Origin of the sequence: Synechococcus sp. B60.1, from assembly GCF_047462555.1 — a bacterium.
Classification (GTDB): domain Bacteria; phylum Cyanobacteriota; class Cyanobacteriia; order Thermostichales; family Thermostichaceae; genus Thermostichus.
Map to the genome: position 1 here is coordinate 1 of NZ_JANSJN010000024.1, position 21,638 is coordinate 21,638.

25 protein-coding genes are annotated in these 21,638 nt (G+C 62.4%); 11 read left to right on the forward strand and 14 right to left on the reverse strand.

What is annotated here, in order from left to right:
• Both NW863_RS04280 and NW863_RS04285 read left to right on the forward strand, forming a co-directional pair.
• Positions 1-483, forward strand: a 483-nt coding sequence (locus NW863_RS04280) for a pentapeptide repeat-containing protein (protein ID WP_414364694.1), incomplete at its 5' end; no start/stop codon positions are given.
• 60 nt (positions 484-543) lie between these two features.
• The gene (locus NW863_RS04285) at positions 544-681 is read left to right on the forward strand and encodes a hypothetical protein (protein ID WP_414364696.1); all 138 of its coding nucleotides are present in this window, start codon (positions 544-546) and stop codon (positions 679-681) included.
• Here the strand turns inward: NW863_RS04285 and NW863_RS04290 are convergent.
• Positions 678-1,601, reverse strand: a complete 924-nt coding sequence (locus NW863_RS04290) for an NAD(+) kinase (RefSeq protein ID WP_414364697.1) — start codon at positions 1,599-1,601, stop codon at positions 678-680. The genes NW863_RS04285 and NW863_RS04290 overlap by 4 nt on opposite strands.
• Positions 1,602-1,774: 173 nt before the next feature.
• On the opposite strand from NW863_RS04290, the gene ispE reads away from it, so the two are divergent.
• Together ispE and leuC are read left to right on the forward strand one after the other, a co-directional pair.
• Entirely contained in the window at positions 1,775-2,731 is a 957-nt protein-coding gene (gene ispE / locus NW863_RS04295; RefSeq protein ID WP_414364698.1) for a 4-(cytidine 5'-diphospho)-2-C-methyl-D-erythritol kinase, read from the forward strand.
• Positions 2,732-2,842: 111 nt separating this feature from the next.
• Positions 2,843-4,246, forward strand: a complete 1,404-nt coding sequence (leuC, locus tag NW863_RS04300; protein ID WP_414364700.1) for a 3-isopropylmalate dehydratase large subunit — start codon at positions 2,843-2,845, stop codon at positions 4,244-4,246.
• A 56-nt stretch (positions 4,247-4,302) separates the two neighbouring features.
• Here the strand turns inward: leuC and thiD are convergent, their stop codons facing one another.
• From thiD to NW863_RS04345, 9 genes are all read right to left on the reverse strand, one after another.
• Entirely contained in the window at positions 4,303-5,151 is an 849-nt protein-coding gene (gene thiD / locus NW863_RS04305; protein ID WP_414364702.1) for a bifunctional hydroxymethylpyrimidine kinase/phosphomethylpyrimidine kinase, read from the reverse strand.
• 37 nt (positions 5,152-5,188) lie between these two features.
• Positions 5,189-5,389: a hypothetical protein gene (locus NW863_RS04310; protein ID WP_414364704.1), complete on the reverse strand. Its 201-nt coding sequence runs from the start codon at positions 5,387-5,389 to the stop codon at positions 5,189-5,191.
• Positions 5,390-5,419: 30 nt separating this feature from the next.
• The gene (locus NW863_RS04315) at positions 5,420-5,728 is read right to left on the reverse strand and encodes a 2Fe-2S iron-sulfur cluster-binding protein (protein WP_414364706.1); all 309 of its coding nucleotides are present in this window, start codon (positions 5,726-5,728) and stop codon (positions 5,420-5,422) included.
• 8 nt (positions 5,729-5,736) lie between these two features.
• A complete protein-coding gene (locus tag NW863_RS04320; RefSeq protein ID WP_414364707.1) occupies positions 5,737-5,994 on the reverse strand; it encodes a DUF1816 domain-containing protein in 258 nt (85 codons plus the stop codon).
• Positions 5,995-6,036: 42 nt separating this feature from the next.
• Positions 6,037-7,119 (reverse strand): 23S rRNA (guanosine(2251)-2'-O)-methyltransferase RlmB, encoded by a 1,083-nt coding sequence (rlmB, locus tag NW863_RS04325; RefSeq protein WP_414364709.1) that lies wholly within the window; start codon positions 7,117-7,119, stop codon positions 6,037-6,039.
• Between the two features lie 32 nt (positions 7,120-7,151).
• The gene (locus NW863_RS04330; protein ID WP_414364711.1) at positions 7,152-7,583 is read right to left on the reverse strand and encodes a ribonuclease III domain-containing protein; all 432 of its coding nucleotides are present in this window, start codon (positions 7,581-7,583) and stop codon (positions 7,152-7,154) included.
• A gap of 189 nt (positions 7,584-7,772) precedes the next feature.
• The gene (locus NW863_RS04335; protein WP_414364713.1) at positions 7,773-8,249 is read right to left on the reverse strand and encodes a photosystem I reaction center protein subunit XI; all 477 of its coding nucleotides are present in this window, start codon (positions 8,247-8,249) and stop codon (positions 7,773-7,775) included.
• Positions 8,250-8,369: 120 nt separating this feature from the next.
• On the reverse strand, positions 8,370-8,489 hold the full coding sequence (locus NW863_RS04340) for a photosystem I reaction center subunit IX (RefSeq protein WP_011434365.1): 120 nt from the start codon (positions 8,487-8,489) through the stop codon (positions 8,370-8,372).
• 59 nt (positions 8,490-8,548) lie between these two features.
• Positions 8,549-9,094 carry a Photosystem I reaction center subunit III gene (locus tag NW863_RS04345; protein WP_414364715.1) on the reverse strand — a complete coding sequence of 182 codons (546 nt, stop codon included), beginning with the start codon at positions 9,092-9,094 and terminating at the stop codon, positions 8,549-8,551.
• 190 nt (positions 9,095-9,284) lie between these two features.
• Between NW863_RS04345 and tsaD the strand changes: the two genes are divergently transcribed.
• On the forward strand, positions 9,285-10,382 hold the full coding sequence (gene tsaD, locus NW863_RS04350; RefSeq protein ID WP_414364717.1) for a tRNA (adenosine(37)-N6)-threonylcarbamoyltransferase complex transferase subunit TsaD: 1,098 nt from the start codon (positions 9,285-9,287) through the stop codon (positions 10,380-10,382).
• On the opposite strand, the gene mnmG is transcribed toward tsaD, so the two are convergent.
• A complete protein-coding gene (gene mnmG / locus NW863_RS04355; protein WP_414364719.1) occupies positions 10,343-12,277 on the reverse strand; it encodes a tRNA uridine-5-carboxymethylaminomethyl(34) synthesis enzyme MnmG in 1,935 nt (644 codons plus the stop codon). The two genes, tsaD and mnmG, sit on opposite strands and share 40 nt — an antisense overlap.
• 307 nt (positions 12,278-12,584) lie before the next feature.
• Between mnmG and thrC the strand changes: the two genes are divergently transcribed.
• From thrC to NW863_RS04385, 6 genes are all read left to right on the forward strand, one after another.
• On the forward strand, positions 12,585-13,925 hold the full coding sequence (gene thrC / locus NW863_RS04360; RefSeq protein ID WP_414364721.1) for a threonine synthase: 1,341 nt from the start codon (positions 12,585-12,587) through the stop codon (positions 13,923-13,925).
• A gap of 93 nt (positions 13,926-14,018) precedes the next feature.
• Positions 14,019-14,543, forward strand: a complete 525-nt coding sequence (locus NW863_RS04365) for a fasciclin domain-containing protein (protein ID WP_414364723.1) — start codon at positions 14,019-14,021, stop codon at positions 14,541-14,543.
• 35 nt (positions 14,544-14,578) lie between these two features.
• A complete protein-coding gene (locus NW863_RS04370; RefSeq protein WP_414364725.1) occupies positions 14,579-14,854 on the forward strand; it encodes a ubiquitin-like small modifier protein 1 in 276 nt (91 codons plus the stop codon).
• A 17-nt stretch (positions 14,855-14,871) separates the two neighbouring features.
• Positions 14,872-15,459: a DNA-3-methyladenine glycosylase gene (locus tag NW863_RS04375; RefSeq protein WP_414364727.1), complete on the forward strand. Its 588-nt coding sequence runs from the start codon at positions 14,872-14,874 to the stop codon at positions 15,457-15,459.
• Positions 15,460-15,529: 70 nt separating this feature from the next.
• Positions 15,530-16,747: a peptidase C39 family protein gene (locus tag NW863_RS04380; protein WP_414364729.1), complete on the forward strand. Its 1,218-nt coding sequence runs from the start codon at positions 15,530-15,532 to the stop codon at positions 16,745-16,747.
• Positions 16,748-17,101: 354 nt separating this feature from the next.
• Positions 17,102-19,009 carry a hypothetical protein gene (locus NW863_RS04385; RefSeq protein ID WP_414364730.1) on the forward strand — a complete coding sequence of 636 codons (1,908 nt, stop codon included), beginning with the start codon at positions 17,102-17,104 and terminating at the stop codon, positions 19,007-19,009.
• Here the strand turns inward: NW863_RS04385 and NW863_RS04390 are convergent, their stop codons facing one another.
• The 3 genes from NW863_RS04390 to NW863_RS04400 all read right to left on the reverse strand — a co-directional run bounded on the left by NW863_RS04390 (position 19,010) and on the right by NW863_RS04400 (position 21,615).
• Positions 19,010-20,476, reverse strand: a complete 1,467-nt coding sequence (locus NW863_RS04390) for a DASH family cryptochrome (protein ID WP_414364732.1) — start codon at positions 20,474-20,476, stop codon at positions 19,010-19,012.
• Positions 20,477-20,833: 357 nt separating this feature from the next.
• Positions 20,834-21,148, reverse strand: a complete 315-nt coding sequence (locus NW863_RS04395) for an HU family DNA-binding protein (protein WP_414364734.1) — start codon at positions 21,146-21,148, stop codon at positions 20,834-20,836.
• Positions 21,149-21,387: 239 nt separating this feature from the next.
• Entirely contained in the window at positions 21,388-21,615 is a 228-nt protein-coding gene (locus NW863_RS04400; RefSeq protein WP_414364736.1) for a cytochrome b6f subunit family protein, read from the reverse strand.
• Positions 21,616-21,638: the final 23 nt, after the last annotated feature.

Sequence of the window (21,638 nt, forward strand, 5' to 3'; positions counted from 1 at the left end):
TCCAGAGGGGCCGAGCTTGTTATCCAGGCCATGCGAAATGATCCCAACTGGGAGGTGCAGTTTGCGGCTTGGGAGACGCTGCTGGAAGCGGAGGATCCGCAGCACGTGCAGGTGGCAAGGTCCTATCGCCTTCCCCTCCGACAGCTTGGAGATGTCCGAGCAAGGTATGAAGCGGGAGAGCGAGATTTCCGCTGGGCCAAGCTAAGCAGGGCCAACCTGAGCCAGGCCAAGCTGAGCGGGGCGGACCTGAGCGGGGCTAACTTGATCTTGGCCAAGCTGAGCGAGGCCAAGCTGTGGCAAGCCAACCTGAGCGGGGCCGAGCTGTGGCAAGCCAACCTGAGTGGGGCCGAGCTAAGGGGAGCAAACCTGGACGGCACAGATCTGAGAGGAGCAAACCTAACGGGCGCAAAACTAAGTCCCGGCTGGGATCGATTTGTCGACTTGAGCAGGGCCATCCTCCCTGACGGAACTATCCATCCCTAGGCGGATCCCTTTGCTAGACTACCCACAGCGTCGCCCCTTGGGTTTTGTGGATTGATTGAGTTGGCCAAAGCCTTTGGCGGCGTCAACAGCAAGTTTTCAGGGGATGCGGGCACCGGCAAGCGGGTCTTCGGCAGCGTCTCCATCCAACGGCCTCCCAAGACCAACAACTTGTGCAGGACTCCTAAGTTCTCCGGCTAGGGCAGCTCTACCGAGGTAGGCTTAGAAGCATAGGTTAGGCCCCAGCCCAACTTCTCGCGCATGACGCGGAAGAACTCCGGTCGGCGGAGGCGAATCAAATCTGTCCAGTAGGGGGCGCGGACAACGCGGATTTGGTCTTCTGGCAGGATGTAGCAGCCGGCATTGCCGTCGGCTACCAAAACCAGCGGTTGGGGGCTGGCGGGGCTGATCCACACCTCTTCCGAATCGGGAAAGACCAGAGCCCGTGAGGCCATTGAGTGGGGACAGATAGGGATCAACTGCAACACCGGCAGACTGGGAGTGATGACGGGCCCTCCCGCCGAAAGGGCATAGGCCGTCGAGCCAGTGGGGGTGGCTAAAATGATGCCGTCGGCAGCTACATCCAAAGGTGAGTGCTCCCCAATGGTTACTTCAAAGTGGCACATGCTGGTCAAGGGCTCGCGGTGCAGCACCATTTCATTGAGGCTGAGCACCTCCCAGCGCAACTCATGGCCGCGGTAGGCCTGCACCAGCAGCATGCTGCGGCGATCTAGGATGTACTCGCCGGCAATGGCTGCCTTGGCTGCCTCTTCTAGGTGGCTGAGGTAGGTCTCCGTCAGAAAGCCCAAGTGGCCAGTGTTCACGGCCAGCAAAGGGATCCCTTTGGGGGCCAGTTGCCGGGCTGCTGCCAAAACAGTGCCATCTCCCCCCAGCACTACGGCAAACTTCATACTCTCGTCAAAGCCGGCGGGAGCCAAGCTGTCCACCTTCGTCAGGCAGACGGGACTACTGGGCTTGGCGTAGCCGAGGATGCCGCCCCAGTTGGGGGCCACGCAAACTTCCCACCCCTGTTCTTGAAACCAGCGGGCCAAGGTTTCGCTGCTGCGCTTGGCGGCGGGCTTGGCGTCGTTGTAGAGGATCCCGGCTTTGGGCTTGCTCATGGGGCAGTGGTGAGGCAGAGGGTGCCAAAACTTTATCAGTTCTGGAATAGCTGCAGCAAAAAGTAGCTAGCCCCAGGGTTCTACCCAGATCCCTTGCCTTAGAATCGGGCTGAAAGGGCTCCCCAGATGAGGTCTGTGTTTGCGTTGGTCTGGACAGGCTGAGGGGAGTGGAGATGCATTGCCAACCCCGTTCTCACCCCATGCAAGCCTGTACCCTGATTGCCCGCGCCAAGATCAATCTTTACCTGGAAATCCTCGGATCCCGCCCCGATGGCTATTCCGAGGTGGCTATGATCCTGCAGAGCATTGCTCTGGCGGATCGCGTGCGTCTCCAGCGCCGTCCCCACGGCATCCACCTGATCTGCAACCACCCGGAGGTGCCGGCAAATACCCGTAACCTAGCCTACCAAGCGGCTGAGCTGCTGCAAAAGGAATGTCAGGCCGATCTGGGAGTGGAGATCCAGCTGGAAAAACAGATCCCAGTAGCAGCGGGCTTGGCGGGCGGCTCAGCGGATGCGGCGGCAGTTTTGGTGGGACTCAACCAGCTCTGGGGCTTGGGCCTAACGGTAGGAGAACTCCAGAACTTGGCGGCGCGTCTGGGATCCGATATTCCCTTCTGCGTACAGGGAGGGACGCAGCTAGCCAGGGGGCGGGGAGAAGTTTTACAGCCCCTGGCCGACTGGGAAGGGATCCCCCTGCTCTTGGCCAAGCCCCGGCATCTAGGGGTTTCCACCGCCTGGGCCTATCAGGCCTTTCGCACTCGCACTGCCGCTTCCTTACCTTCTGTCGCGTCCTCCTTGCCGAGCTTGCCCCAGGTGCTGGCCGCTCTGGAGCAGCGGGATCTGCTGGCCTTAGCCCGCAGTTTGCGCAACGATCTGGAACAGCCGGTTTTGGCGGAGTACGCCATTGTGGGAAAATTGCGCCAGGCCTTGCTTGAGGCAGGGGCATGGGGGGCCTTGATGTCGGGCTCGGGGCCGACGGTGTTTGGGATCATGCCCAGCCTGGAATTGGCCGCCCAAGCCCGCGACAGCCTGCGTCGCCACTTTCCGGAGGTGGATTTCTGGGTAACCCAATCTGCTCCCACCGGCATTTTGCTCGAGCCGGATCCCCAGCCGCTTGACCCCCCCTAGAGGTGCCCGCTAGCTTGGCTGGGAAAAGGGCCCTGGCCGCCCCTGCCTTGGCAAACCTTAGAATTAAGAGAAATTAAGAAAGATCGGCTTGGCCGCGGGCTAGAGAGGAAGATGAGCGAAAGAACGCTTTTTGACAAGGTCTGGGACGCCCATACGGTGCGGGTTTTGCCCTCGGGGCAGACGCAGTTGTTTATCGGCCTGCACCTCATCCACGAGGTGACCAGTCCCCAGGCTTTTGCCATGCTGCGGGAGCGCCATCTGCCGGTTCTCTTCCCAGAGCGCACCGTGGCTACAGTGGATCACATCATTCCCACGGACAACCGGACGCGGCCCTTTGCGGATCCCTTGGCAGAGGAGATGATCCAGGAGCTGGAGCGCAACTGTCGCCAATATGGCATCCGCTTTTACAACAGCGGCTCCGGTCGGCAGGGGATCGTGCATGTGATTGCGCCGGAGCAAGGGCTGACGCAGCCGGGGATGACCATTGCCTGCGGCGATAGCCATACTTCTACCCACGGCGCCTTTGGGGCGATTGCCTTTGGTATTGGCACCAGCCAGGTGCGGGACGTGCTGGCCACCCAAACCTTGGCCCTGTCTAAGCTCAAGGTGCGCCGTATCGAGGTCCAGGGCAGCCTGGGGCCAGGAGTTTACGCCAAGGATGTTATCCTGCACATCATCCGCAAGCTGGGGGTCAAAGGCGGGGTGGGCTACGCCTACGAGTACGGCGGCAGCACCATCGAGGCAATGAGCATGGAGGAGCGCATGACCCTCTGCAACATGTCCATCGAAGGGGGAGCCCGCTGCGGCTACGTTAATCCCGATGCGGTAACTTTTGAGTACCTAAAGGGACGGGAGTTTGCTCCTCAGGGATCCGACTGGGAGGAGGCAGTGGCCTGGTGGAAAAGCTTAGCCAGCGACGCCGACGCTGTCTATGACGATGTAGTGGTGTTTCAGGCCTCTGAGATTGCCCCCACGGTAACTTGGGGGATTACCCCCGGCCAGGGTATTGGGGTGGACGAGCGGATCCCTGCTCCCGAGGAGCTGCCAGAAAGCGAGCGGGAGCTGGCTAGGGAAGCCTATGCCTACATGGGTTTGCGGCCTGGGGATCCCATTGTGGGCACGCCAGTGGATGTCTGCTTCATTGGCAGTTGCACCAATGGCCGCTTGAGTGACTTGCGGGAGGCGGCCAAGATTGCCAAAGGACGGCGGGTAGCACCTGGAGTGAAGGCGTTTGTCGTGCCTGGCTCGGAGCGGGTCAAGCAGGAGGCAGAACGCGAGGGCCTGCGCGAGATCTTTGAGGTGGCAGGGTTTGAGTGGCGGGATCCCGGCTGCTCCATGTGCTTGGCCATGAACCCAGACCGCCTGGTAGGCCGGCAAATAAGCGCTTCTTCTTCCAACCGCAACTTCAAGGGCCGTCAGGGATCCCCCACGGGACGCACCCTGCTGATGAGTCCGGCCATGGTGGCGGCAGCGGCAGTAAGCGGCAAAGTGGTGGACGTGCGGGAACTGCTCTAGCCAACCCTCCCCTAGCAGGGTGAGCCCGTGCCACCAAGCTTGCTTTCTGGGAAGGGCTAGGACTGCAGCAGCGGGTAGAAGTGCCCTACCGGCCCTTGTCCTGCGCCGATGGCCAGAGGATGCCGCAGGGCGTCGGTAACATAGGCCTTGGCCGCCAGTGTTGCCGTCAGGGGATCCTTTCCCCAAGCCAGTTGCGCCGCAATGGCTGCCGAGAGGGTGCAGCCGGTGCCGTGGGTGTGACGGGTGGGGATGCGCTCGCTTTTGAGGACCTCCAGCCGCTCGCCGTCAAACCACACATCCACCCCCTGCAGTTCCCCTGGCATACCTCCCCCCTTGACGAGTACAGCCTTACAGCCCAGGGCATGGATGCGGCGGGCCGCTTCCTCCATATCCGCCAGCAACTGCAGCTCCATCCCTGCCAAAATCTGAGCCTCGTAGCGGTTGGGGGTAACGACCTGAGCCAGAGGGATCAGCCGCTCGCGGATGGCCTGGATGGCATCCTCCGCCAGCAGCTTGGCCCCCGTGCGGGAGACCATCACCGGATCCACTACCAGCGGCTGCAGCGCCCAGCGTTCCACCTGGCGGGCCACCTCCCGCACAATCTCGGCATTGAGCAACATGCCGGTTTTGATCCCTTGCACCCCAATGTCTTCCACTACCGCCTCAATCTGGGCAGCCACCGCCTCCGGGGGTAGGGGATCCACTCGCTTAACCCCCAGGGTATTCTGGGCAGTTACGCAGGTAAGGGCAGAAGTGCCGTGAACGCGCTGGAAGGCAAAGGTGCGCAGATCCGCTTGAATGCCTGCTCCGCCGCCGCTATCGGAGCCGGCGATGGTGAGGGCCACAGGGGGACGCTGCTCGGCCAAAGTTGGAGCTGGGGCCGCTTCAGGTTTGGAGACAGACATGGCAACTGCCGGGGGTACCACTAGCCATTTCTATAGCCTAAACCCAACTCCCCTCGTCCGTGGTAGCCACCACCTCCACCCAAACCCTCTCCCCCTCCACCGCCGTTAGACTCCAGCGCAGGAGGCGGGCTGGCTGCCCCAGCTCTTGGGCCACTTGTTGGAGAAGGGATCCCTCCAGTTGAGACGCAGAAAGCGGCAAACTTAGGGGCAAAGCTAGACGCAGAAAATGGAGCTTCACAGCTTGGAGATACTCGATGCTAGACCAGGGCTAGGAGCCAAACTGCAAGCGGTAAACCTCCTCCTCTTGATCCGTTTCCACCTCCAAGTCGGAGGTAGGGTAGGCTACGCACAGCAGAACAAAGCCCTGAGCCTTGAGTTCCGGCCCGATCCCCATTGCGTCAGCCTGGGCTACGGATCCCGACTTTAGCCGCCCCGCACAGGTGGTGCAGACTCCCGCCTGGCAAGAGGAAGGTAGCTCCAGGCCGTGCTCGAGAGCTGCCTGTAAAACCGTCTGATCCGCCGCGGCAGGAAACTGGTAGGTCTGGCCCCGATGATGGACAGTGATCTGGTAAACCATAGCGAACCTCAAGAACCCACCTGTGAAGGGGTGTGAACCACCGTCAGCGTCTGCGGCTGGCGCATTTTCTTTATCCGAGCCTCGATCTTCTCAGCCCCCTCCGCCTTTAGGTCGGCGATGTAGTGGCTTTTGTGCGCTTCCGCTTCTTTCTCGCTGGCGAAGGGGCCGTAGTAGTAGGTGCAGTCGTCGGTGGTGATCTCAACCCAGACCGTTAAGCCACGCAGCTTATCCAACAGCCAGACCAAAGGGTTGCCCACGGGATCCATCCCCCCTATTAAGCGCAAAGGATGACTCAGGATCTTTTGCAATCACCTAGATTCTACTGCCTTCGTTGAGGATTTGTTGAGAAATGTTTCGACCTCGGTGCGTTTGAGCTGGTGGGGGGAGCGCTGCCGGTGGATCTCATAAAGGGCGATGCCTGCTGCCACCGAGGCATTTAAGCTCTCGGTGCGGCCTGCCAAGGGAATCGACAGCAGTTGGTCGCAGTGGCGCTGGGTGAGTAGGCTGATGCCTTCCCCTTCGGATCCAATTACCAAGGCAACGGGTCGGCGAAAGTCGGCGCTATAGACAGGGACAGCCCCCTGGCTGGTGGTGCCATAGACCCAAAACCCCTGTTCTTTAAGATATTCCAGGGCGCGGTTTAAGTTCACCACCCGCGCCACCGGCAGGGTAGAGAGGGCCCCCGCTGCCACCTTCATCACTGTCGCCGTGACGCCTGCCGCCCGCCGCTGTGGGATCACCATCCCCTGCATGCCAAACGCCTCCACGCTGCGGGCAATGGCCCCCAGGTTGTGGGGATCCTGGATCCCGTCTAGCACCACCAGCACCGGATGGGGGCCGGACTGCCGGCTCTGTTCCACCAGCTCTTCCAGATCCACGTAGCGGTAAGGGGTGGCCTGGGCGGCGATCCCCTGATGGTTGGCTCCGGCGGTGAGAAGGTTTAGCCGCTGGGGAGACACCTCATCGATGACGGTACCCCGTGCTTTGGCTTCTTCCAACAAAGACAAAAATTGCGGGCTGTAGCGCAACCGCGGCAGTACCCACACTCGGTTAAGGGTGGCCTGGCTTCTCAGCGCGGCCAACACGGTTTGGCGACCGTAGATGATCTCTTGTTCAGGTTCGGCTTCGGGATCCCAGTTAACCTGAAGCGCCTCTTCCTCTGGACTAGCAACAGGAAGGCTGGGATCCGACTGGGGGCGTTCCTGCTCAGCCTTGCGACGAAGCGGCTTTACGGGCGGCTCTTGCGCCGCCGGCTTGGGATGGGGAAGAAGGCTGCCATCGCGGCGTTTAGGCCGCTCACGCTTGCCAACGGGCTGCCCCGCCCCTCGCCGCTGCAGCTTGTCCCGGCGAGACAGCCGTACAGGAGGTTTGCGCTGGGAAGGCTTGGGCATGGGCGGAGAAGGGTGCAGAGTAAAAGCTGATCCTAACCTTCCCCCTCGCCTATCGTCTCGGCCAAAACATCGGTGAGAGCGAGAATGTGGCGTAGCCGCTCAGGATCGGTGAGGTAGAGGTAGCCCAAGATGGTTTCCAGGCCGCTGGCATTTTGGTAGTCGGCCAAGGGCAAGTGCCGGGGTGGACGACCGCAGCCGTTGCGGCCCCAGCGGACGATCTCCCGCTCTTCAGAGCTGAGATAGGGCAAAAGCGCCAACAGCAATCTGGCCTGAGCAGATCCGCGTACCCGCCTCACCACCTGCCGATGGTAAAGCTCTGGCCGGGTGGGAGGAAACAACTGCTGCCGTCGCACGTGCAGTTCGTAAATGGCATCCCCCAGGTAGGCCAGGGCTGCAGGTGACAGGCGACGGATCTCAGCCAAAGAGAAACTTGCAGAGGTGGGATCGGACAGTAGATCGCTCACGACAGCTTACAACAACTATTTGGAGCACTGCCTAGAACCGCTGCCGTCGGTTCATAGCAAATTCGAGACTCCACTGGCTGGTTCAGTCTATGCTAGGGCAAGCTTCCTGCCTTTTGCCAGTCTTCCTGCTGCCCGGAAGAGGCCCTCAAAGACGTCGTAGATGAGGGGATGGACTAGAGAGGAAACCGCTTAGCCGAAATTGGGGAATAACAGATCTCCATTGAGCAAAAGCAGATAGGCGACAATTGCCCCGCCCATGCCCCCTATCAAAAAGCCGGCGGCCAGCTCGCTCCAGGATTGGGATCCCTGCACTGGCCCGTTGTTGCGCTGCGGGGAGACAGTGCCGTAGAGAGAGAGAGCTGCCGTCATGATCAAGATCAGGCCACAGGCTCCCAGGAAACCGCTCAGCAGGCCGATGGGCTCGCCGCGCAGCGGCCCCAGCTTGGCAAAAGGTCCCACTAACCAATAGCCGTGGGCCATGCCAATTTCCAAACCCCGCCAAACAGGGCTTACTCTCGGCCGGTTAATGGGCAGCCAATCTAGGAAAAGGCGGACGGCAGGAGCATGGTTGATTGGCGTCCAGAAATCGCCAATCTGCGGATCCCCTTCCGGAACGGCGATATATCCCCTATTGGGGGAAACGGTATCGGCAGTGGGTTCAACCATGTCGGCAACTCTGGTTCCAGTGCAAAAAGGGTTAGAAAAATCTCAAATTCCAAAAAGTCTAAAAGACCAGGGATCCCTGTGGGTGTTGTTGCCGCCGCTAGGGATCCCTGGCTTGGGGGTTCAGAACGTCAAAATGTCGGGGAAGAAGCGGTTGATCTCAATGAACAGGGCAAAAACGAAGCTGGAAAACAAGATAAAGGCCACCGGAGCCGTGGTAAGAAACTTGGTGAAATCAGCCATACATACCTCTCAAGTCGGATAGGTCAAGCTAAGCCAAAAGCAGAGGAGAAGCTCCTTCTTCAGCGAGGAGAGATGGGCACGGCCTCTTCCGGCTCCTGAATTTCGCCGCTGGCAATTTCCTTGAAAGCAGCGGCAGGCCAGGCTAAAGCCGTGAGGAAACAGCGCAGTGCCAGGGGGACGTCGATGATGCTTTCTTTCATCTCCGGCTCGTCGCTATTCCGGACAGCAATCAGGTAGGAGCGCCCAGCCCAGCCCAACCAGCCGGCAATGTAGAGGAAAAGTAAGCCAGGGATGAGAAACTCACCGGCATGGCTCCAGCGGCCATCGGTAACCAGGTGGGGCAAGCCTTCCTCGCCACAGAGCAGCTTGCTGTAGCGTTCAAAGCGCTTCGTGGTTTGGGCCAACTTTTGCTGGTAAAGGGGAGCTAGGGAAGGGCTGGCGTTGAGGATCTTCTCTTCGAGGCTGCTCAGGCGTTCGTTCATGAGGGCCTGAAAAGCGGGAACTTCGCTGCAAGGCTTCAGACCGATCAAGGGCTCTGCCTGCACAGCCTGGGCGAGGCCAAGCGCCAGGCAAAGGGCCAACAGGAGACTCAAAAGGGTTCGCATAGCAGGATGTGTCCTTGAGCTAGGGGTCTAGGTCTGTCTAAATGTGCAGGAATGCTAAGTGCAGAAACGGGCACTAAACGGTTAGTATCATACTCCCGAGCGCCTCACCTCGATGGATCCTGAGTTTTAGCCCACACAATTCTTAAGGATCCTGAAGCGTTCCCAACCCTTTTCCCCCACTTGCTCTCCCATGGCCCGCGTCCTCGCTATCGAAACCAGTTGCGACGAAACGGCTGTGGCGGTGGTGGAGGCGGAGCCGAGCTGGCCAGCCTTTGCCCCACGGCAGCTTAGCTCTGTGGTGGCTAGCCAGATTGACCTCCATGCGGCCTACGGGGGCGTGGTGCCGGAGGTGGCCTCCCGCCGCCACGTGGAAACTCTGCCCTTTGTGCTGGAATCGGCCCTGCAGCAGGCCGGGCTGGGCGTGGCCGAGGTGGATGCCGTTGCCGTCACCTGTGCGCCGGGTCTGGTGGGATCCCTGCTGGTGGGGCTGATGGCGGCCAAGACCTTAGCCTTGCTCTACAACAAACCTTTGATCGGGGTGCACCATCTGGAGGGCCACCTGTTCAGCGGCTTTTTGGCCACCGCCGATTTGCGCCCTCCCTGCCTCTGCCTTTTGGTTTCAGGGGGCCACACCAGCTTGATCTGGATGAAGGACTACGGGGAGTACCAGACGATGGGCCGCACCCGTGACGATGCTGCCGGCGAAGCCTTTGACAAGGTGGCGCGGCTGTTGGGGCTGGGCTACCCCGGCGGGCCCCAGATCGACCGCTGGGCGCAACAAGGGGATCCCAACCGCTTCCCCCTGCCCGCGGGCAAGCTGGATCACCCCTACGACACCAGCTTCAGCGGCTTGAAGACAGCGGTGCTGCGCCTAGTCCAACAGTTGCAGCAGGAAGGCCGGGAACTGCCCGTGGCCGATATTGCTGCCAGCTTCCAGGCCTGCCTCACCCGCGTGCTGACCGAAAAAGCGCTGGCCTGTGCCGAGGCGCTGGGCCTCTCGACCCTGTTGGTTACAGGGGGGGTGGCCGCCAACCGGGAGCTGCGAGCTCGCCTGCTGGAAGCGGGCCGACCCAAGGGCCTGCGGGTGGTGATCCCGCCTGTTGCCCTCTGTACCGACAACGCCGCCATGATCGGGGCAGCCGGCCTCTGCCACTGGCTGCGCGGGGAGGTCTCGCCCTTGGATCTGGGCGTAGCTTCGCGCCTGCCCCTGGAAGAGATCCCTGCCCTCTACAGCAAGGGGGGCAGAGATTACCGCGAGGTGCTAACGGGTTCTGCCGTTGCCCTCTGACGTTGCCGCACCTCGAGGTAGATGAGCAGGGCGTTGATGTCGGCGGGGTTGACGCCGCCAATGCGAGCGGCCTGGCCCACCGTCAGGGGTCGGACGGCCGCCAGTTTCTCCCGCGACTCTTTGGAGAGGGTGGGGATGGAGTGGTAGTCCAGATCGGGGGGCAGGAGGCGGTGGTACTGCTTGCTCACCTGCTCAATTTGGTTCTGCTGCCGCTGGATGTAGCCGCTGTATTTGACGGCAATTTCTGCTGCCTCCTGCTCAAAGGGATCCAGCTCCTCATTGCCCAAGCCCAGCTCCAGCAGGTCGGCGTAGTGGATCGGGTTGCGGCGCAGGATCTCGGCCAGCGTGGCGGATCCTTTGATCCCCTGGCCGGTCAATTGGCTGAGGTGGATCCCGGCGGGGTCATGGGCCTTAACCCGCTGGGTTTCCAGGCGCTCGATCTCGGCGGCAATGCGGGCTTGCTTGGCCTGGAAAAGAGACCAGCGGCGGTCGTCGATGAGGCCCCATTCCCGCCCCAGGGGGGTGAGGCGTTGGTCGGCATTATCGGCGCGCAGGATAAGACGGTATTCGGAGCGGCTGGTGAGCATGCGGTAGGGCTCCCGCAGCTCTTTGGTGCAGAGGTCGTCGATGAGGGTGCCGATGTAGCTGGACTCGCGCGGCAGCGTCACCAGCGGCTTGCCCTGCACCAGGCGGGCGGCATTGATCCCGGCTATGAGCCCCTGGGCTGCCGCCTCCTCGTAGCCGGTGGTGCCGTTAATTTGGCCGGCGCAGAAGAGCCCCTGCACTTTTTTGGTCATTAGGGTGGGGTAGAGCTGGGTAGCCGGCAGATAGTCGTATTCCACGGCGTAGGCAGGCCGCAGCATCACGCACCGCTCCAGGCCAGGCAAGGAGCGCAACATCTGGATCTGGATTTTCTCCGGCATCCCCGTCGAGAACCCCTGGATGTAGAGCTCCGGCAGATCCCGCCCTTCCGGCTCGATGAAAATTTGATGGCTTTCCTTGTCGGCGAAACGGACGATCTTGTCTTCGATGCTGGGGCAGTAGCGGGGCCCCTTAGCCTCCACCCAACCGCCGTAGACCGGGGTCTCGTGGAGATTTTCGCGGATGATGCGATGGGTCTCCGGCGTGGTGCGGGTGAGGTAGCAGTCCATCTGCTCCCGCGGCACCCACACCTCCGGGTCGAAGCTAAACCAGCGCACGTCGGGATCCCCTGGTTGCCGCTCCATCACGGAAAAATCGACGCTGCGGCGATCCACACGGGCAGGGGTGCCGGTTTTCAGCCGGCCCGTCTCAAAGCCCAGTTGGCGCAGGGTGTCGGTCAGGCCTTCGACGGCAAATTCCCCCGCTCTGCCGGCAGGTTGCCAGTGGCGGCCAATCCAGATGCGCCCCCCCAGAAACGTGCCCGTGGTCAGGATCACCGCCCGACAGCCGAAGACACTGCCAAAGTGGGTAACCACGCCCACCACCTCATCGTTGCGCCCCAGCACCAGGTCGGTGACGGTGCCCTCGCGAAGGGTCAGGTTGGGTTGGTTTTCCACCACCGAGCGCATCACCCGCGCGTACTCCCGCTTGTCGGTTTGCGCCCGCAAGGCCCACACCGCCGGCCCCCGCGAGCGGTTGAGGATCCGCTTCTGTAAATAGGTGCGGTCGGTAACCTTGCCCATCTCGCCGCCAAGGGCGTCGATTTCGTGCACCAGTTGCGACTTGGCCGGGCCGCCCACGGCGGGGTTACAGGGCTGCCAGGCAATCTTGTCCAGGTTCAACGTCAGCATCAAGGTATTGCAGCCCAAGCGTGCTGCCGCCAAGGCCGCTTCACAGCCGGAATGCCCCCCACCCACCACGATCACATCGTAGTGGTCGAGAAAATCCACGTTGTCTCGTCCAACTTTGAGCATCGGATTGCCCCTTGCTGGCTACCGGGATCCCCTATCCCAATTGGGTTGTTACAGCTTGTTTCTCCAGTCTAGCGATGGATAGAGGGCTATCCCCACATCTCGGCAAGAGGAAAAGGCTCCTTGGCCAGACCCCCACCAGTTTGCCGCCCCGAGGTTGCCCAAACCGGCCAGGATCCCGCTCTCCCCAGTCGAATCTAATCCAGACTATTTTAGTCGGATTTGGTTGACGGGATAGATCGGGGGTGATAAGATGGCCCCCGACGATGGGTAAACAAGATCCAGCCCTTTCTCCTGCCTGAGGCTCCCTATGACGCAAACCCTTTCCCAACGCCCGCTCGTGCCTGCCGTTGCCCCGGCGGCTCCTGCCCTGCGCAACCCCCAGGTGGGCTTCAGCCGCTTGCGCTGCCGCGAATGTGGGGCTGAGTACGAGCCGGTGGCTAAGCACGTGTGCGACCTGTGTTTTGGCCCCCTGGAAGTGGTCTACGACTACGACTGGCTCAAGGGCGCCGTCAGCCGGCAGAGCATCCAGGCCGGGCCGCTGTCCATCTGGCGCTATCGGCCTTTTCTGCCAGTGGTTTCGGAGCGGCCCATCGATGTGGGCACCGGCATGACGCCTCTGGTGAAGGCGGAGCGGCTGGGCCGGCGGTTGGGGTTGAAAAACCTCTACATCAAAAATGACGCCGTCAACATGCCCACCCTCAGCTTTAAGGATCGGGTGGTGTCGGTGGCCCTAACCCGCGCCAAGGAGCTGGGCTTTACCACCGTTTCCTGCGCCAGCACGGGCAATCTGGCCAACTCCACCGCCGCCATTGCCGCCCACGCCGGCTTGGATTGTGTCATCTTCATCCCGGCGGACTTAGAAGCGGGTAAGGTGCTGGGATCCCTCATCTACAACCCCATCGTCATGGCGGTGGAGGGCAACTACGACCAGGTCAATCGCCTCTGCGCCGAGGTGGCCGATCGCTACGGCTGGGGCTTTGTCAACATCAACCTGCGCCCCTACTACGCAGAAGGCTCGAAAACCCTGGCTTACGAAGTGGTGGAGCAACTGGGGTGGCAACTGCCGGATCAGGTGGTGATCCCCCTGGCGTCCGGATCCCTGTACACCAAGATTTACAAAGGTTTTCAGGAGTTTGTGAAGGTGGGGCTGGTGGCGGAGAAGCCGGTTACCTTCCATGGCGCCCAGGCCCAGGGCTGTGCACCCATTGCCCAGGCCTTTCGCGAAGGACGGGATTTTGTGACTCCTGTTAAGCCCAACACCATTGCTAAGTCGATTGCCATCGGCAACCCTGCCGACGGCATCTACGCCCTGGAGATTGCCCGCAAGACCGGTGGCCAGATCGCGACGGCTACGGATCCTGAGATTATCGCTGGCATCAAGCTCCTGGCCGAGACCGAAGGCATCTTCACCGAGACCGCCGGCGGCACCACCATTGCCGTGCTCAAACACCTGGCCGAAGCCGGACAGCTCGATCCCGAGGCGGTTACGGTTGCCTACATTACCGGCAACGGCTTGAAGACCCAGGAGGCGGTGCAGGCGCAGGTGGGCCATCCGCTGCTGATCTCGCCCAAGCTGGAGAGCTTTGAACAGGCGTTGGAGCGGGCCCGCACCCTGGAGCGGCTGGACTGGCAGGAGGCCTCGGTTTAAAGCGAGGGGGATCCCCCTGGGCTCTTAACGGAAACTTAATGAAGAACTGTTACGATCCCTGGTACAGGCCCACCTGCTCAGGAGCTTTGCGCCATGCCTATCTTTCGTTCTGTCCGTTACTTTGCGCGTCGCTGCCTGCCGGTGGCGGTAGCGGTGTTGACCCCTCTTGCTTGGGTTCCCACGGCTCGGCCCCAGGGACTGAACACCATTGCCGTTGAGCTGGAAACTTTGCCCAGCAGCTACTCGACGCTGGCGGCGGCTCTGCGGGCGGCGGGGCTGAATACAGCGTTGGCGGGGCCGGGGCCATTTACGGTCTTTGCCCCTTCTGATGTGGCCTTTGGGCAACTGCCGCCGGGCACCGTGGAGACGTTGTTGCAGCCGGCCAACCGGGATCAGCTCACCCGCATCCTCACCTATCATGTGGTGCCGGGGCGGATTACCTCCTTTGACCTGCGGCCCGGCCAATCGACCACTCTGACCACCTTGGCAGGGTTGCCGCTACGGGTGCAGGTGGGATCCGATGGCAGCATCCGGGTCAACGGGGCCAACGTGAACCTGGCGGATATTCCCGTCTCGAACGGGGTGATTCACGGCATTGACGGGGTGCTGCTACCCTAGTCTTCTAATGTTGGTCGTGGACGAAGCATTGGCTTATGGCGGTCAAGGTGTTAATTCCCACCACGCTGCGGGCGCTCACCCGGGATCAGGAGGTGGTCAGTTGCGAGGGATCCACCATTCGGGAATTGCTGGAGGCCTTGGAGCAAAGCTATCCGGGCATCAAGGCGCGGCTGTGCGACGAGAAGGGGGAATTGCGCCGCTTTGTCAATTTTTATGTCAACAGCGAAGATATTCGTTTCCTCAACGGCTCCGACACCCCTCTTCAGGATGGGGATGAGGTGAGCATCGTCCCTGCGGTGGCCGGGGGCTGAGGGCTGCCGAGCCTGCCGTGGATCCCAGGGATTGGTTAAGCCAGCCGGCGCCGCTGGTGGCGCCTGCTTTGCTGGGCATGGTGCTGGTGCGGCAATTTGCCGATGGGCTGCAGGTGCGGGCCCAGATCGTGGAGACAGAAGCCTACACCGCCGGGGATCCGGCCTGCCACGCCTATCGCCGCAAGACTCGCCGCAACCAGGTGATGTTCGGGCCGCCGGGCCATCTCTACATCTATCGCATCTACGGCCTCTACCACTGTCTGAACATCGTCACCGAGGCGGAAGGGATCCCGTCAGCAGTGCTGATCCGGGCAGCCCAGTTGGATTGCCTGCCGGAGTGGATCCCGGCTAACAAACGACAGAAACCGGCGCGGGTGGCGGCGGGGCCGGGCCTGCTCTGCCAGGCGCTGCGCATCGATGGATCCCACAACGGCTGGCGGCTGGATCCGGTGGAAGCCGGTCAGGAAGGCATTTGGCTAGAGGGATCCCCCTCTGGGCCAGCCCAATGGACCATTGTCCAGACCACCCGCATCGGTATTACCCGCGGCGTGGAGCTCCCCTGGCGCTGGTACATTAAGGGGCATCCGGCGGTGTCGCGCTACTAGTGGGGGCAAGCAGAGCATGGGGGTTGCAAAAGGCCGGAGCGGTTGGCAAGGTCTGCTTAGGCTGGCTGGCGTGACTGTACTGCTTCTGCCGGCGTTGGCCCAGCCGGCTCCCACTTCCCCAGGACTCCTGACAATGCAAGTCCAGGCCCATGTTACCTATCGCACCGGCTTGCAGCGCTGGCATGCCCCCCAAGGTTTTCAGGACTGGTCAGCCCGCGGGATCCGGCTGAATGCCCAAGGGCAATTGGTTTTGGATCCAGAGGGCTGGCGGCAAGCAGTCAGCCTTGAAGGGCCTGAGTCGGCGTTTCAGGGCCGGCCTTTTTATCCCCCCGGCCGCTATTGGGTGGGAGAAGCCGTCAGCGCGGAGGTTCCCGCCAGCTTTCCTCTGGTGGAAGCGATCGTCTCCTGGAATGCCACCACGCCCCCCGGCACCTGGCTGGAAGTGGGGATCCGGGCCAAGCTTGCGGGGCGCTGGACGAAGTGGTATCACGCTGGCGTGTGGGCCGCCGATCCGGCCACCTTGGCCAGCCACTCCGTGGGCGGGCAGGCCGACGAGGACGGCAACCTCAACACGGATTTGTTGGTGCTCCAGGATACCCAAAGGGGGGCAGAGGCTTTTCAGGTCAGGGTGCGCCTGTTCACACAAGAGCCAGGCCGTTCCCCCAGCATGGATCAGGTGGCGGTTGCCTTTTCCAACCAGCCGGCCCAGCCCAGCCACTTCCCCCCTGGGGATCCCAGCCGCTGGGGCCAGGTCTTGGATCTGCCCTTGTGTTCCCAGATGGTCTACGCCGACGGGGGAGCAGCTTGGTGCAGCCCCACCGCTTTGGCCATGGTGATGGCCTACTGGCAGCGGGATCCCCGTCCCTGTGAGCCTTTGGTGCGCGCCGCGGTGGCCGGGGTGTACGACCGGGTTTACCAGGGCCACGGCAACTGGGCCTTCAATGTGGCTTATGCCGCCGAGCGAGGGTTGGCCGGCCTGGTGGCGCGGCTGCAGAGCCTGGCCCAGGCAGAAGCCTGGATTGCAGCAGGGGTGCCAGTAATCCTCAGCTATGCCTGGGGTGAGGGCGAGCTGGAGGGGGCGCCGCTCCCCCGCAGCAATGGCCATCTGGCAGTGCTGGTGGGGTTCGATAACCAAGGGGATCCCATCCTCCACGACCCGGCGGCCCCGACCCACGCAGAAGTTCGCCGCACCTACCGCCGCGACCAGCTGGAGTCTTTGTGGTTGGCACACTCCGGCGGTACTGTCTATTTGATTTATCCGCGGGACTGGCCGATCCCAGAGCTATAAGTCTAACGACTGTCGCTCACCCTGCCAGATGCTTCTGCTCGAAGAGGCTGGGATCCCGATCTGGACACTTGAGCAGACAAACGCAGACACAACTTGGCAAGCACCCAACTGCCATCTGGCTTTTCGGCGGGGATTTGAGTAAGGATGTAAAGAGTGAGGAGTGTAACTCACCTGTGGGTGAGGGCAGTTGGTTATGAATAGAAATGCAGTTCAGGGCCTGAGGCATTGGCCGGGCTGGCTCCTGCAGCAGGGAAGGTGTTGGGCAGTTTTCGCCGGCTCGTACGCTGAGGAAGACAGGCATGGAGGTTTGGGTTCCCGCCATTTCCCAGTTTGGGGGAGAGGATAAGCTGCATCATGCCACGACAGGTTTCCCCTGCACCGCTATCCTTGCCGGCGCTGAGTGCCCTGGTGCTGGCCCTTTCGGCCTGCGGCGAGCTTTCTTCTTCTAATTTGTCCCCCAGCGTCGTTCCCCCTTCTGCCCTGCAACCGCTTTCCACTCCAACTCCCCTCGCCCCCTCCGCCTTTGCCCTCACGCTCGAACAGGCCCGCCAAGCGGGTCTGGCGCTGCCCAACAATCGCATCGTTTTGCTGCTCCAGGAACAGGGATCCGATCTGGTGGCCCAGCTGCCAGCCTCCGAGGTGGAGCGCTGGCTGGCCCGCACCGCCACCTGGCCGGGGGTGGAAGGGATCGACTTGAGCATTACCCTGGGCAGCTATCGCCAAACCGCCACTGCACCCCTGCGCTCAGGGCAGCCGGCCACCTTCACCTTTACCAACCCGCCCGCGGGCGAAGCGGAGCTGAGCGCCGTCGCCTACCGGGGATCCACCACCTTGGCCCAAGGGAAGGGATCCCTGACCCTTTCTGACCGCTCTGGGGGCTCTGGCGGGGCCAATCGCCGCCTGGCCATGCTGGTCCTCGCCGAGGTAGAGGTGCCGCTGCTGCATACGGGGTCGGGGGTGCCGGCGCCCGGCCAGCCCCTGCTGCTGTTAGGAGAAAACCTGGAGCGGGTGGAAACGGTTTTGTTTGCTTCAGCCGCCAATCCCGAGCGCAGCTTGAGAGGGGAGATCCGCTCCCGCAGCAGCGACCGCCTGACGGTGATGCCGCCGGCCTCCCTTTCCGGAACCGTTTGGGTGGCCGTTGCCGATGCGGCGGGGCAAGGGTTGGGAACCTTGGTTTACGAGTGGCCGGCCCCTACCCCCTCACCCACCCCTACGGCGGCGGCAGCCTCAGCCTGGCGGGTGGAGACTTTGCTGAATGGCCGCACCGCCTCGGCAGTCCTTCCTAGGAACAGCGTCTCTGATGGCGGCGGCGAGGCCGAGATCCCTCTCAAACAGATTGGCGGCATTGCTGTTGATCCAGAAGGGTTCTTTTACTTGGCCGACCCGGCCCAGCACCGGATTTTTCGCCTTTCTCCCGAAGGGGAACTGGAGGTTTGGGCCGGCAGCGGCAAGGCCGGCTATCGGGATGGAGCGGCTAATCAGGCCCAGTTCGACTCCCCCCAAGGGCTGCTCTGGGATCCCAAAGGGGGAGTGTGGGTGGCCGACAGCGGCAACCACTGCCTACGCCACATCAGCCCTCAGCGGCAGGTAACCACCTTTGCCGGCACTTGTGTAGCCGGCTACCGTGATGGGGAGCGCGACCAGGCGCAGTTTCGCGAGCCCTTTGGCCTGGCCTTGGGTCTAGAGGGCAGCCTTTACGTGGCCGACCGTGCCGACCGCCGCATCCGCCGCATCACCCCCGCCGGCGAGGTGACCACAGTGGCTGGCACCGGACAGCCGGGATCCGCCGATGGCCCGGCAGAACAGGCCCAGTTCCTGCAGCCCACGGCCCTGGCGGTGGACAGGGAAGGGAATCTCTGGATCGCTGACCGGCATCGCCTGCGCCGGCTCTCTGCCGACGGAGAACTGACCACCCTCTCCAGCCCAGAAGCGGGCTACCGCGATGGCCCCTTGGCGCAAGCCCGTTTTCAAACCCTTGCAGGGCTGGCCTTCGATGGGTCGGGGAGCCTCTGGCTGGCCGACCGAGATAACCAGCGCATTCGGCGGCTGCAGCCTAATGGACAGGTTGCCACCTTGGCCGGAGGGGAGGAGCCAGGCTGGCAGGATGGCCCCGCCTCCTCGGCCCGCTTCCAGCAGCCCGGCCATCTGCTCATTTTGCCGGATGGCAGCGTGGTAGTGGCAGATAGCGGTTTACCCGGCTTGCGCCGTCTTAGCCGCCTCCTCCCCCCGCCCGCTACTCCCGTTTCCAAGGGATCCCCCTAGCTAGCGGCGGCGGTGGCGGGCCAAGGCCGCTTCGTAAGCCCGCCGATTGGCCTGCAGGGACTTTTCCAGATCCACCAGAGGGCGGGGATAGTCCACCCCTAGCCGCACGCCAAACTGCTTTTGCTCAGCGGCGCTGAGGCGATAGGGCTCGTGGATCTTCTCCCCCGGGATCCCGGCCAGTTCCGGCAGCCAGTGGCGTAAGTAGTGGCCTTGGGGATCGTAGTCGCGGGACTGCTTGGGAATGTGGAAGTAGCGGAAGCCGCGGGCGTCGTTGCCCACACCGGCAGTGTAGTTCCAGTTGCCATAGTTGCTGGCCACGTCGTAGTCGATGAGCAGCGACTCAAACCATTCCGCCCCCAGGCGCCAGTCAATCCCCAGGTTTTTGGTTAGAAAGCTGGCCACATTCTGCCGCCCGCGGTTGGACATAAACCCCGTGGCCGCCAACTCCCGCATGTTGGCATCCACCAGGGGGTAGCCGGTCTCGCCGCGGCACCAGGCCTGAAAGCGATCCCAGTCCTGCTGCCAGGGGATGGGGATCCCCTGGATCCCGGAGGGGCGAAACAGCTTGGCCCCGTGCTTGGCCAAGATGAAGCGAAAGTAATCCCGCCACAGCAGCTCGAACACCAACCAGTAGGTGGATTCGTTGCGCACCCGCTCCTGCTCGTAGCGCTTGACTTCGGCATACACGGTGCGGGGGGAGAGGCAGCCTAACGCCAACCAGCCAGAAAGGCGCGAGCTGTCGTTGGGATCCAGCATGCCGTTGCGGGTTTCTTTGTAGACGCGCAACCGGTCCAGCTCCCAGATATAGGTCTGCAAACGCGCCTGGGCGGCGCTGCTGCCACCCGTGTAAACAAAGCGGGCGCGGGGATCCGGCGGAGGCAAGCTCAGCCCCAGCTCAGCCAGGGTGGGCAGAGGGCCGGGATCCAGCCCCGGCGGCAACGGCGGGAGAGAAGGGATGGGCAAGGGATCGCGGACGCTGGCCTTGGCTTCCACCTGCTGGCGAAAGCGGGTGAACACCTCTGGCAAGTCTGCCAGGGCAAAAGGGAGATCGGCGGGGTGGTAGAGGGTGTGGCCCCAGTCCAGGTGCAGCGGGATCCCCAAGTTCTGAAGCGCTTCCTGGAGGGCAGTGGCTACCGCCTCCTCCTCCGTGCCCACTTCTGCATGGGCATAGACAGCCTTCACCCCCCACTCCCGCGCCAGGGCCGGGATCACCTGCTCCGGCTGGCCCTGGCGGATGACGAGGTCGGAGCCGCGGACTCGGAGCTGCTGCCGCAGATCCGCCAGGCTTTCCAGCAGGAACTGGGCGCGGAAAGGGCCGGTTTTGGCGAAGCCAAAGGCCGTTTGGCCAAAGTGGCGGGGATCCAGGCAGTAGAGGGGAATGAGGAAGGAGCCCTGTTGGCATGCCCGTGTTAGCGGCTGGTGATCCAGCAGGCGCAAATCGGTGCGAAACCAGAGCAAGACGGCCATTCTGCAAGTATCCTAGGGGGGTGACGCTCTCCCCAGCCCTAAAGGGCGGGGATTCTTCCTCGCTCATCGCAAGCTACGCAAGCACGCCGGTGGGGCTGCCACCCCACGCCAAGACGCCATAATCCCAACTCCTGGGCCTAGGCCCAGATACTGGCGCCGAATGCAGAAGGCCCGCAGTAAAGTTCAGCAGGGCCAGCGTATCCAGTTGCGGAGTTGGTTTTCGATGGACGGTTTGATAGCAGCAAGTTGCGCGCCTCCTGCGAGGCCATCCTGATACTACTCCAGGCTACATACTGCCGAGATTAGGCGGCTTATCCCCAGGACTAAAGACCGGGGCTTGCGCCGCCGTATTCGTGGTCAAACCGAGCCCAGCCGCTGCTCCCCCCTGGGTCGCCCCAGTTCTGGGCTGGGAACGAAATGGGGCACCTGAGCAGCCGGGATGTGGATGGGGGCTTTGGTGCGCGGGTGATAGGTTTGCCGAGCGGGGCGGTAGCGCAACGAGAAAGTTCCGAAGCGCGCCAGCCGCACCGATCCCCCCTCGGCCAAGCAGCGGCTGATGCTCTCCAGCATCGCCTCCAGGGCGGCAGCAGCCATCTCCACCGTCAGGCCATCCACCTGGGCGGCCATCTGGCGGGCCAGCAAACGACGATTCAAATGGGGAGGAGAAGCCACGACCACTTATCCAGACAACGGCAACAGGACACCAGCGACCCTGGGCTTGATGCTCACAACCTGTGTAGCGAGAACCCCCTCCAAAAGGGAACGGCGTCACCCGGGCCGGCTACCTAAAGCGGAAATGCAGGCTTGAGGAGTTTGGAGCCGGGGCAACCCCTCTGGCGGAAACTTACACGCAGAGGGGATCCGACACTGCAACTGCCCCTGATCCCCTGTCTAGCCGGTATCCAGACTGCTCAACTCGGCTCATCCTTGGCGTGGCCGGAATCGACCGCTTCCAGCTCACTCTCGAAAAACCAGTGCCGGGATCGATCGGGAAATTCCAGAATATAGCCAATGCCACTGCCATCGACCACCCGCCGTGCCAGCACTACGGCCTCCTTGCCTACCAGCGCGCTCACCTCTTCTTGGCCGCGATCCCGAATAGAGCGCACCTTAACCTTATCCCCAACTTTGATCACCATAGCCGATCAGGGTAACCGCGAAG

Bases quoted from the DNA above. Each gene is read 5' to 3' on its own strand.
- NW863_RS04320 (WP_414364707.1), bottom strand. From the start codon at position 5,994: ATGGATCCCGTGGGCAACCCTTTGGTCTGGCTGTTGGATAAGCTGCGT.
- thiD (WP_414364702.1), bottom strand. From the start codon at position 5,151: ATGTCTGTCTCCAAACCTGAAGCGGCCCCAGCTCCAACTTTGGCCGAG.
- NW863_RS04370 (WP_414364725.1), top strand. From the start codon at position 14,579: ATGGCGGTCAAGGTGTTAATTCCCACCACGCTGCGGGCGCTCACCCGG.
- NW863_RS04290 (WP_414364697.1), bottom strand. From the start codon at position 1,601: ATGAGCAAGCCCAAAGCCGGGATCCTCTACAACGACGCCAAGCCCGCC.
- NW863_RS04385 (WP_414364730.1), top strand. From the start codon at position 17,102: ATGCCACGACAGGTTTCCCCTGCACCGCTATCCTTGCCGGCGCTGAGT.
- NW863_RS04345 (WP_414364715.1), bottom strand. From the start codon at position 9,094: ATGCGAACCCTTTTGAGTCTCCTGTTGGCCCTTTGCCTGGCGCTTGGC.
- NW863_RS04390 (WP_414364732.1), bottom strand. From the start codon at position 20,476: ATGGCCGTCTTGCTCTGGTTTCGCACCGATTTGCGCCTGCTGGATCAC.
- tsaD (WP_414364717.1), top strand. From the start codon at position 9,285: ATGGCCCGCGTCCTCGCTATCGAAACCAGTTGCGACGAAACGGCTGTG.
- NW863_RS04315 (WP_414364706.1), bottom strand. From the start codon at position 5,728: ATGGTTTACCAGATCACTGTCCATCATCGGGGCCAGACCTACCAGTTT.
- NW863_RS04340 (WP_011434365.1), bottom strand. From the start codon at position 8,489: ATGGCTGATTTCACCAAGTTTCTTACCACGGCTCCGGTGGCCTTTATC.
- NW863_RS04400 (WP_414364736.1), bottom strand. From the start codon at position 21,615: ATGGTGATCAAAGTTGGGGATAAGGTTAAGGTGCGCTCTATTCGGGAT.
- leuC (WP_414364700.1), top strand. From the start codon at position 2,843: ATGAGCGAAAGAACGCTTTTTGACAAGGTCTGGGACGCCCATACGGTG.
- ispE (WP_414364698.1), top strand. From the start codon at position 1,775: ATGCATTGCCAACCCCGTTCTCACCCCATGCAAGCCTGTACCCTGATT.
- mnmG (WP_414364719.1), bottom strand. From the start codon at position 12,277: ATGCTCAAAGTTGGACGAGACAACGTGGATTTTCTCGACCACTACGAT.
- thrC (WP_414364721.1), top strand. From the start codon at position 12,585: ATGACGCAAACCCTTTCCCAACGCCCGCTCGTGCCTGCCGTTGCCCCG.
- NW863_RS04365 (WP_414364723.1), top strand. From the start codon at position 14,019: ATGCCTATCTTTCGTTCTGTCCGTTACTTTGCGCGTCGCTGCCTGCCG.
- rlmB (WP_414364709.1), bottom strand. From the start codon at position 7,119: ATGCCCAAGCCTTCCCAGCGCAAACCTCCTGTACGGCTGTCTCGCCGG.
- NW863_RS04335 (WP_414364713.1), bottom strand. From the start codon at position 8,249: ATGGTTGAACCCACTGCCGATACCGTTTCCCCCAATAGGGGATATATC.